A 9,081-nucleotide genomic window follows, 5' to 3' on the forward strand; every position below is an offset into this window, starting at 1 on the left:
AACAAAATTCAACGCAGTTAGCGCTGAAAATAGCGGTTTAAGATTAAGTTATTATCCAGAGTTCAGGTTATTCATATTTATTTAAGGAGTGCGTTATGTTCAAAGCGTTAGCTATTGCAGGTTTATCGTTATCAAGTTTGGTTATTTCTAATGTTGCTCAAGCTAACTGGCAATTAGTAAATGATAAAAGTCAGTTGAGTTTTGTTTCGATTAAAAAAGATACCGTGGCTGAATCACACCATTTTACTAACCTCGAAGGTATGCTTTCAGATAAAGGTGAGTTTAGCGTTAGTATTGATTTAACATCAGCTGAAACCTTAATTCCTATTCGTAATGAACGTTTAACAACGTTATTATTTGAAGCGGCTAAATTTCCAAATGCCGTTTTAACGGCAAATTTAACTAAAGAGCTGAGTAATATTAAAAAGCCTGGTCAATATGTATTGAAGGGTATTAAAGCTGAGCTTGATTTTCATGGTAATAAAAAACCATTGGTAATTGATGTACTGGTTAATAGTACGCAAAATGGAGATTTAACGGTGTCATCATTTACACCTATTATTATTAATAGCGATGATTTTGGTATAACAGAAGGTGTTAAACAGCTGCAGAAATTAGCGGGCCTACCTTCAATAGCAACAGCTGTGCCTGTTACGTTTGCAATTACACTTAAAAAGCAGTGATTTCTTTAAGTGAGCTTAGCAAGCAATTAAGCGAGCCAAGTAAACCTTTTGATAGTTGGCAGCCTACTTATTGTGGTGAGTTGCCAATTGTGATTAATAATGAAGGTAAATGGTTTTACGAAGGCGGCGAAATAACACGCCTCGCCATGGTAAAGCTATTTGCTTCTGTATTATGTAAAGAAGAAGAGCTATTTTATTTAAAAACACCCGTCGAAAAAATAAAAATAACGGTTGATGATGCACCGTTTATTATTGTTGATTGGCGTTTTGAGAATACAGCACAAGGGCAGGCTTTGTGTTGCATCGATAATTTGGCTAGGCAGTGGTTGGTGAGCGCTCAGCAGCCTTTAGTTATAAAAGACTATAAAGGGTCAAAAGTGCCTTATTTAAAGCTACCTTATGGCTGTAGTGCGCGTGTTGCGCGAAGCGTATTTTATCAGTGGGCTGAAAAAGCCGAGACTGATAAGCTCGGCTATTTTATTAAATCTGCTGGTAAACAGTTTTATCTATCGTAATTGAGGCGTATTAAGCGTCTGGATTAGTTTCCTCAGTTACTTTATCTTCAGGCGGTACAGCAATAACAGGGCCTAAAAACCATTCATCTAGCTTTTTAGCAACTTCCGGTAAGCCCGTGCCTTTTAGTGATGAAAATGCATGGACTGTTATATCCCCGTCAAGCGTACTTAATTCACGGCGAACTTGCAGTACTTGTGCTTTACGTGCGCCTTGCTTAAGTTTGTCAGCTTTAGTCAATAGCGCCAACACTGGAATTTCGCTACCAATTGCCCAGTTAATTAAATCGCGGTCTAGATCTTTTAAAGGATGACGAATATCCATTAAAATAACGATACCTTTTAAGCTTTGACGCTTTTGCAGATATTCACCTAACGACTTTTGCCATTTCTTTTTCATTTCGATTGGCACTTTAGCAAAACCATAACCTGGCAAATCGATAAGGCGCATATCGTCAACATCCGCTAAATCGAATGTGTTGATTAGCTGAGTACGGCCAGGCGTTTTACTAGTACGTGCTAGTTTTTGATCTGTTAATGCATTTAATGCACTTGACTTACCTGCATTGGAGCGACCGGCAAACGCAACTTCAATTCCCGTATCAGCAGGTAATTTAGTAATGTCTGGAGCGCTTGTTACGAAAGACGCAGTATTATATTTGATACGAGATTTGAGCACAGGCTCTCCTAAAACTTAAAAAAATAACATTGAGTAAACCAAATTTACTCAGGGCGCGTATTTTATACTATAAAGGATGTATTAAAAAGCGTATTTAACCACCTAAAAGCAACGGCTGTGGTACATTTAAAACATGTTAAAGCTTAATCTAAGTCAAAACCCTGTAAATTATAAGCTTAATATGTGTAGAAAACGTGCCAGAGAATTTATTATCGTGTAGAATATGTTTATTACAGCATCACGATTGTAGATGATACAGGGTCGGAAACAGAGAATTCACCATGAAAAAAATAGCACTATCTTTAACAATATTGCTTGGTGCGTTGTCAGCAAGCAACGCAACAGCATTTGATGGCGATGTAAACGCAGGTAAAGAAAAATCAGTAACGTGTGCGGCTTGTCACGGCCCAGACGGTAATGCACCGATTAACATTTACCCTAAAATTGCAGGTCAACACCCAGATTACATCCTTAAACAACTTAAGGATTTAAAATTAGGTATGACGTCAGGCGGCAAAGAAGGGCGTATGGATCCAGTAATGAGCGCAATGGCTATGCCACTTAGCGAGCAAGACATGAAAGATCTATCTGCTTATTTTTCTTCAATGAACATGTCTGAAGGTGTTACACCTAAAGATGTTGTTGAAGTTGGCGAAATGTTATTTAAAGCAGGCGATGCCGAACGAGGAATTCCGTCGTGTGCTGCATGTCATGGTCCACGTGGCAATGGCTCATCACTGGCTAAATTTCCAAAAATTTCTTTTCAGCATCCAGGATACATCAAAGCTCAGCTTGAAAAATTCCGTGATGGAACACGTCATAATGACCTAAATGGTATGATGGGCGATATAGCGAAGAAATTAACAGATAAAGACATTGAAGTGCTTTCTCAGTACTTAGGTGGTTTACACTAAAGTCGTATTTATTTAATTTTAATTAATAAATACACTAAAATGTTTACAAAAAGCAGCTTAAGCTGCTTTTTTTGTGTCTGAAATTAGCGATATTGCCGTTGTTATTTGTAAGACATTGACCATGTGGCAGTGTAAGAAAAGTCTTATTTTAAATGTCTTTTTTTTATTAAGTTATTGTAATTTAAATAAAGTTGAATTTTTTAACGTATATGCTGTAAGAAAAAACATATAAATTAGTTGTAACAAAGTTATTAACGAGTAGATTAACCCCTGTCGCAAAATAATAATAAAACGGAAACAGCTATAGGGACAGTAGCGCGGCACGACTACATAGCACTAGATTGTTGCTGCAAAAGGAAATAACAAAAAAGAGTCAGGAAGACCGATAAAAATAAAAACTCATGGAAGTTTAATAATAAAAACAAAATGGAATGTCACAAGGAACGTAAAAATAATAACAATACGGACTGATAATAATAAAAATAATAATGGCTAAAAAAAGTCGAAGGGAGAAGTGTCCAGATAATGGCGCTCAGATTAGCAGGCGGTAGAGATGTTTTCTCTACCGCCTTTTTATTTGTCCTGTTACAATACCCACCGTTTAATAACTGGCGATAAGCTAGTTTAGGCGCTATAACACGAGAAGCCCAACCTCTGAAGCGCAAACTGAATTCTTCTGGCTATGCCAGCACTGCGATGTCCATTAATTTGCACCTCGCTCAAAACCTCTTAAGTGAGACGATCAAGATATGAGTAGAACGAAAAAGTCACGCAAAAGCCCTTCAAATGGACCAGTACGTTTAAGCCAAGATAAGCTTAAAGAAATGCGTGCATTAAAAGAGCAGCGAGTTAAAAAAACCAAAGGTGCTAAGCCTGGTTCTCGTAATGCACCAGATGCATTAAATGGCGATAGCCAAAATTCACAGTCAGGTTCTAGAGATAAGCGCATTGGTAGTAAAAAACCAGTGCCATTAGTTGCAACGGCTGTTGAACCAAAAGTAGAAATGAAACGTAACTTAAAGCCAACAATTGAGCTTAAAAAAGTTGTGCAACCTGAGTTTACACCAGAGCAAGAGCTTGAAGCGCTTGAAAACGATGTGCGTTTACTTAAATTAGTAGAGCGTCACGAAGGCGGTGAGCTATTAACGGGTAAAGATGCCAAGTACTTTAATAGTCGCATTGCTCGCCATCAGGTTTTATGCGGATTGTTAGGGCTTGAAGATGAAGATGAGCCAGAGCTTGAAGATGACTTTATTGACGAAGATAATTCAAACTCAGACTTTGATCAGTATCTATCAAATGATCTAGCAAATGAATGGCTAGATGATGAAGAAGATAAGTAATTAAGGGTAATTAATGAGTACTGCGATAATTTTGGCCTTGTTTTTAGGCGCGGCTATCATAGCTGGTTTAGCATTCTATGCCGGTCAGTTGCTGTATAAGTTAAATGCGCAAAAAAAATTAATTGCTGAAACGCAGGCTGAGCAGAAACAAAAGCTTGAAAAGTCGCGTTTAAAGCGAAACGCAAAACTAGCCGATAGTATTCATTTAATTGCTCGTGCAATGAATGAAGAGCAGTGTGAGTTTTCTGAAGGCTGTTTACGCATTTGGGTACTTATGTCTCAATATAGCTTTGAGAACGAGCAAGATTTGACTGTTAAATATCCTGGTATTTATAAAATGTATCAGGTAGTTAAAGAAATGCCGACGCACGATGCACGTAAAAAATACGCTAAAAAAGAGATTTTTAAGCTAGATAAAGCTCGCTGGCAAGCTGAAGAAACACTTAAAGATGAGGTCAAGGCCGATTGCGCTAAAATTATCATCGAGTTTAAAGCCGCTCCAGGTAGCGATAAAGTAGTTTTTAATTAAAGCTACAACTCAAATACAAAAAGCAGACCTAGGTCTGCTTTTTTTGTGCCGATGTATTTATTACCCAGAGTTCAGGCTAAATCACTCTTGAAAAGCGCGTTGCGTTAATTTGTTTTTGTAAATGAGCGTCAAAGCACATGCAAATAATACGAATGAATAAGTTACCGCGCGGCGTTACGCTAATTTTATGCTCAGTTATCGTCAGCAACTCATCTTTAATGAGCGGTGCAAGCGTAATTAACGCATCTTTAAAGTAGTCATTAAATACAAGCGTATGTTTTTCGCTAAACGCTTGTATATCTAATTCAAACTGGCAAATTAACTGCTTAATTGCATCAGCACGAATGACATCATCATGTGTTAAGTGCATTCCTTTATTAAGTGCGCAGCCGCTTTGTGTTTCTACGCTGTGGTAATAATGTTTTAATTCTTTTTGATTTTGTAAGATGGCAGTGCCAATTTGTGAAATTGATGACACACCTAAGCCTAATAAATCACAATTTCCATGTGTTGTGTAACCTTGAAAATTACGGTGTAGTTTACCTTTATTTTGTGCAACAGCTAGTTCGTTATCAATTTTTGCAAAGTGGTCCATACCAATAAACTGATACCCTGCTTGCGTCATTTGCTCCAACGTATTTTTAAACATGGTGAGTTTATTATGTGCGCTGGGTAAATCTACATCTTTAATTTTTCGCTGTGCGGCAAAGCGCTCAGGTAAATGAGCATAGTTAAACACCGATACTCTATCAGGGCTTAACTCAATAAGTTGCTCTATAGTTTGTTTAAAGCTCTGTGGTGTTTGCAGTGGTAGCCCATAAATCATATCTGCATTAATAGATTGAAACCCCAGTTCGCGAGCTTGTGTAATTAATTGCTTAACGGTATCTGCATTTTGTGGGCGATTAACAGCAAGCTGTACGTCATCGTTAAAGTCTTGAATCCCAAATGAGACACGATTAAAGCCAAGCATCCTTAAATCAACAAGCATATTATCGGCAAGCGAACGTGGGTCTATTTCAATGCCGCGTTCAGTAGTACGCGTAAAATTAAAGTGTTGCTCTAAAAGCTTTATTAAACGGGTCATTTGTTTTGCGGTTAAAAAGGTGGGAGTACCGCCACCTAAATGTAATTGTTCAACCGTGTAGTTTTTAAATAAATGAGCCTGAGCAATAATTTCTTTTGCTAAAAAATCGAGATAAATATCTGCTTTAGATTGGTGGCGTGTGATTATTTTATTGCAGCCACAGTAGTAGCAAAGCTGGCTACAAAACGGAATATGAATATACAAAGAGAGTGAGCGACTATTTGATGATTCTATAGCACTAAGTAAGTCCTGCTGCTGATACCCATCGCTCAGCGATAAAGCGGTGGGATACGAGGTATAACGGGGGCCCGACACATTATATTTGTTTATTAGGGTTTGATCCCACTGTGGAAGTTTAATCATCACGCGCACCTAAGTATTTATTTAGGGGGAGATTATAAAAAAGTACACAGGGAGGTAGTTTGATCTATAACAAAAAAGGTGCCAAAGCACCTTTTTAATAAAATATAAATTAATACGACATAAACTAATACGTAACGGTATGAGCATCTTTGAGATATTGAAATAACTCTTTATAACCTTTACCCGGCTTTTCAGCTTTCGCTTCTTTTGCTGCATTACGAACTAATTGACGCATTTGTTGACGATCAAGAGACGGAAACTGCTCAATCGTCTCATTAATAAGGTCATCGCCTTGCTCAATTAAGTCTGAACGTAGTTGCTCAATTTTTTTGACCAATACTTCAGCTTGGTTATTTTTATTAAGCATTACATCGATAATCGCTCTAATAGCGTCAATGTTTTCTACAGTACGCAACGTTTTAGCAATGTAATTTAAGTGACGGCGGTATGCGTCGCTTTTATTGCTAATTTTATCAGCGACTACCATGGCCGCTTTTAAATCATCATTTAATGGTAGGCGTTCGCGCTGTTTTTTACCCATTTTGGCAATTTCAGTACCTAACTGATGAAACTCTTGCGCTTCGCGCTTAAGCTCCGTTCTTGATACATATTCAATTTCTTCTTCAATTTCAGCAGGCTTGCCTTTTTTCTTTGCCATGGGGTGCTCTTAAATAAAAATAACTTTTGCCATTATACATGAATATGATACTTAGGAATATTAGCTGATGTGATGCATTGAGTGTGTTAGCATTTAAATATAAGAAATGCGTGCATTATGCCCCTAAGGCTCAGGACTTAATTTATGAAAAGCCAACAAAACGATCCAATTTATTCTCAAATATCGCAAGTTAAAGATGCGGTAGCAGAAGTACTCGAACATGCTAAAAAATTAGGCGCTACAGCTGCCGAAGCGGCCATGTCTAGTACATCTGGTTTATCGGTTAGTACTCGAATGGGTGAAGTAGAAACCATTGAGTTTAACCAAGATGGCGGCTTAGGCATTAGCGTATATGTTGGTAATAATAAAGGCTCGGCGTCAACCGCTGATTTAAATCCAAAAACGTTGCGTATGGTAGTAGAAAAAGCGATTGATATAGCTAAGTTTACATCTGATGACCCATTTAACGGCGTTGCTGATAAAGAATTGCTAGAATTTAATCCTAAAGATTTAGATTTATACCACCCTTGGGATGTAAGTCCTGAGGAAGGCATTGAGCTTTGTCATGCTGCTGAGCAAGCTGCACTAAATGCTGATGAGCGTATTGTTAACTCTGATGGTGCGAGCTTTTCATCGCATCAGGGGCTACGTGTTTATGGTAACAGCCATGGTTTGATAACCGGTTTTCCACGTACTCGTCATAGCATTAGCACTATGGTGATAGGTCAAGATGGCGAACAGATGCAACGCGACTCTGCTTATACTGTTGCGCGCGATCAAGCGGGTTTAAATGACGCAGCGGCAGTTGGGCTTGAAGCGGCAGCTGAAACGCTCGCTAAATTAAATAGTCAAAAGCTAGGCACAATGAAAGTGCCTGTTATTTTTAGAGCTGATATTGCAAACTCATTGTTTGGTCACTTAGTGTCGGCAATTGGTGGTGGTGCGCTTTATCGTAAATCAAGTTTTTTACTTGATAGCTTAGGCACACAAGTATTTAGTAATTGTGTGAATATTGCCGAGCGCCCACATATTTTAAAAGGGTTGGCGTCGTCACCGTTTGATAGCGAAGGCGTTAAAACATTCGATAGGGAAATTATTCAAGGCGGCGAGCTACAAACTTATTTATTAGCAAGTTATGCCGCGCGTAAAATGAATATGACCCCAACAGGGCATGCTGGCGGTATACATAACTGGCTTGTTGAGCAAACTCATAACGATTTAACTGCACTATTAAAAACGATGGGCACCGGCTTATTAGTTACAGAGCTAATGGGGCAGGGCGTAAATACCGTAACGGGTGATTACTCTCGTGGTGCTGCTGGTTTTTGGGTTGAAAATGGTGAAATCCAATATCCTGTAAGCGAAATTACCATTGCTGGTAATTTAAAAGATATGTTTAAAGGCATATCTGCTATTGGTGGTGACATCGAACGCCGTGGTGGTATTCAAACTGGCTCAGTATTAATAGAGCAAATGCAAATAGCCGGCGCGTAGTATTAATACGCAGTGTATACTTAGACCTAGAGTATTATCTCTGGGTCTAAGTGAGCTTTTACGAGGTGTAAAATGGCTAAAGATAGATATGCACCAAAACCGCTAACCGATATTATGGCGGGGTTAAATAATCGTTTATCGGCTTATGCAGGCAAAAGCCAAGCACTTGATACACAGCAAACCCTATTAAAAGATTTTTTAGGCCCTAAGTTGGGTGATAAATGCCGAGTCAGCAATTACCGAGACGGTACGCTAATGATAGAAGCCGTGTCTGCACCTATCGCGCTTAGGCTTAATTATTTAAAAATGGATATGCTTTCACATTTTAGAGCTGCCGGAATGGCAGAGCTCGGGCAAATAAAAATAACTGCAAATCCTCAAGCAACTCAGAGATTAAGTACAGCGAATAAGTCGGGCAGTCCTGCAGTTACCAACTCACGTAAAATGAGTGAGCAAACAGCTGATTACTTAAACGCGATAGCATCTTCTGCACCCCCTTCTTTAAAAGAAAAACTAGAGCGTTTAGCGCTTCACGGAAAAAATAAAAGTAAGTCTTAACTACCCACCATCTTGTTATTGGTGGGGCTAATTTGGCAGCTCACCGCATTCAAAATACTTTGTTACATATTCCATTTTATTGTTGGCTTAATGAGGTTTATGATACTGCGTGGGCTTTATATTGATCGAAAGCTCTTTGATACCCATTCCATTAAGTAAAAGCGTGTAGGCAGTGCTATTTTTACTCCTGCTATATTCAAGAATTTAATGGAGTTGGTATGTGATACCAACCTGCATAAGTCTTTGATCAATTTAACGAAT

General features: G+C 38.5%; 10 protein-coding genes. 7 read left to right on the top strand and 3 right to left on the bottom strand.

Going from position 1 to position 9,081, the window contains the following annotated elements; genetic code table 11:
* Positions 1-95 precede the first annotated feature (95 nt).
* A complete protein-coding gene (locus CWB66_RS02935; protein ID WP_077536827.1) occupies positions 96-683 on the top strand; it encodes a YceI family protein in 588 nt (195 codons plus the stop codon).
* Positions 680-1,198 carry a DUF1285 domain-containing protein gene (locus CWB66_RS02940; protein ID WP_138584285.1) on the top strand — a complete coding sequence of 173 codons (519 nt, stop codon included), beginning with the start codon at positions 680-682 and terminating at the stop codon, positions 1,196-1,198. The genes CWB66_RS02935 and CWB66_RS02940 overlap by 4 nt, the downstream gene beginning before the upstream one ends.
* Before the next feature lie 10 nt (positions 1,199-1,208).
* Here the strand turns inward: CWB66_RS02940 and yihA are convergent, their stop codons facing one another.
* Positions 1,209-1,874: a ribosome biogenesis GTP-binding protein YihA/YsxC gene (gene yihA / locus CWB66_RS02945; RefSeq protein WP_077536829.1), complete on the bottom strand. Its 666-nt coding sequence runs from the start codon at positions 1,872-1,874 to the stop codon at positions 1,209-1,211.
* 281 nt (positions 1,875-2,155) lie between these two features.
* On the opposite strand from yihA, the gene CWB66_RS02950 reads away from it, so the two are divergent.
* The 3 genes from CWB66_RS02950 to CWB66_RS02960 all read left to right on the top strand — a co-directional run bounded on the left by CWB66_RS02950 (position 2,156) and on the right by CWB66_RS02960 (position 4,660).
* Entirely contained in the window at positions 2,156-2,788 is a 633-nt protein-coding gene (locus tag CWB66_RS02950; RefSeq protein WP_077536830.1) for a c-type cytochrome, read from the top strand.
* A 749-nt stretch (positions 2,789-3,537) separates the two neighbouring features.
* Complete coding sequence (gene yihI / locus CWB66_RS02955) at positions 3,538-4,131, top strand: Der GTPase-activating protein YihI (protein WP_138584286.1); 594 nt, start codon at positions 3,538-3,540, stop codon at positions 4,129-4,131.
* Positions 4,132-4,144: 13 nt separating this feature from the next.
* Entirely contained in the window at positions 4,145-4,660 is a 516-nt protein-coding gene (locus tag CWB66_RS02960; protein ID WP_138584287.1) for a DUF2489 domain-containing protein, read from the top strand.
* 76 nt (positions 4,661-4,736) lie between these two features.
* On the opposite strand, the gene hemN is transcribed toward CWB66_RS02960, so the two are convergent.
* Both hemN and yjgA read right to left on the bottom strand, forming a co-directional pair.
* On the bottom strand, positions 4,737-6,110 hold the full coding sequence (gene hemN, locus CWB66_RS02965) for an oxygen-independent coproporphyrinogen III oxidase (RefSeq protein WP_077536833.1): 1,374 nt from the start codon (positions 6,108-6,110) through the stop codon (positions 4,737-4,739).
* Positions 6,111-6,234: 124 nt separating this feature from the next.
* Positions 6,235-6,768, bottom strand: a complete 534-nt coding sequence (gene yjgA, locus CWB66_RS02970) for a ribosome biogenesis factor YjgA (protein WP_007582068.1) — start codon at positions 6,766-6,768, stop codon at positions 6,235-6,237.
* A gap of 144 nt (positions 6,769-6,912) precedes the next feature.
* On the opposite strand from yjgA, the gene pmbA reads away from it, so the two are divergent.
* Together pmbA and CWB66_RS02980 are read left to right on the top strand one after the other, a co-directional pair.
* Complete coding sequence (gene pmbA, locus CWB66_RS02975) at positions 6,913-8,262, top strand: metalloprotease PmbA (RefSeq protein WP_007582066.1); 1,350 nt, start codon at positions 6,913-6,915, stop codon at positions 8,260-8,262.
* Positions 8,263-8,334: 72 nt separating this feature from the next.
* Positions 8,335-8,820: a DUF721 domain-containing protein gene (locus CWB66_RS02980; protein WP_024589904.1), complete on the top strand. Its 486-nt coding sequence runs from the start codon at positions 8,335-8,337 to the stop codon at positions 8,818-8,820.
* Positions 8,821-9,081: the final 261 nt, after the last annotated feature.

It is taken from the genome of Pseudoalteromonas sp. S558 (assembly GCF_005886635.1).
Lineage (GTDB): Bacteria > Pseudomonadota > Gammaproteobacteria > Enterobacterales > Alteromonadaceae > Pseudoalteromonas > Pseudoalteromonas aliena.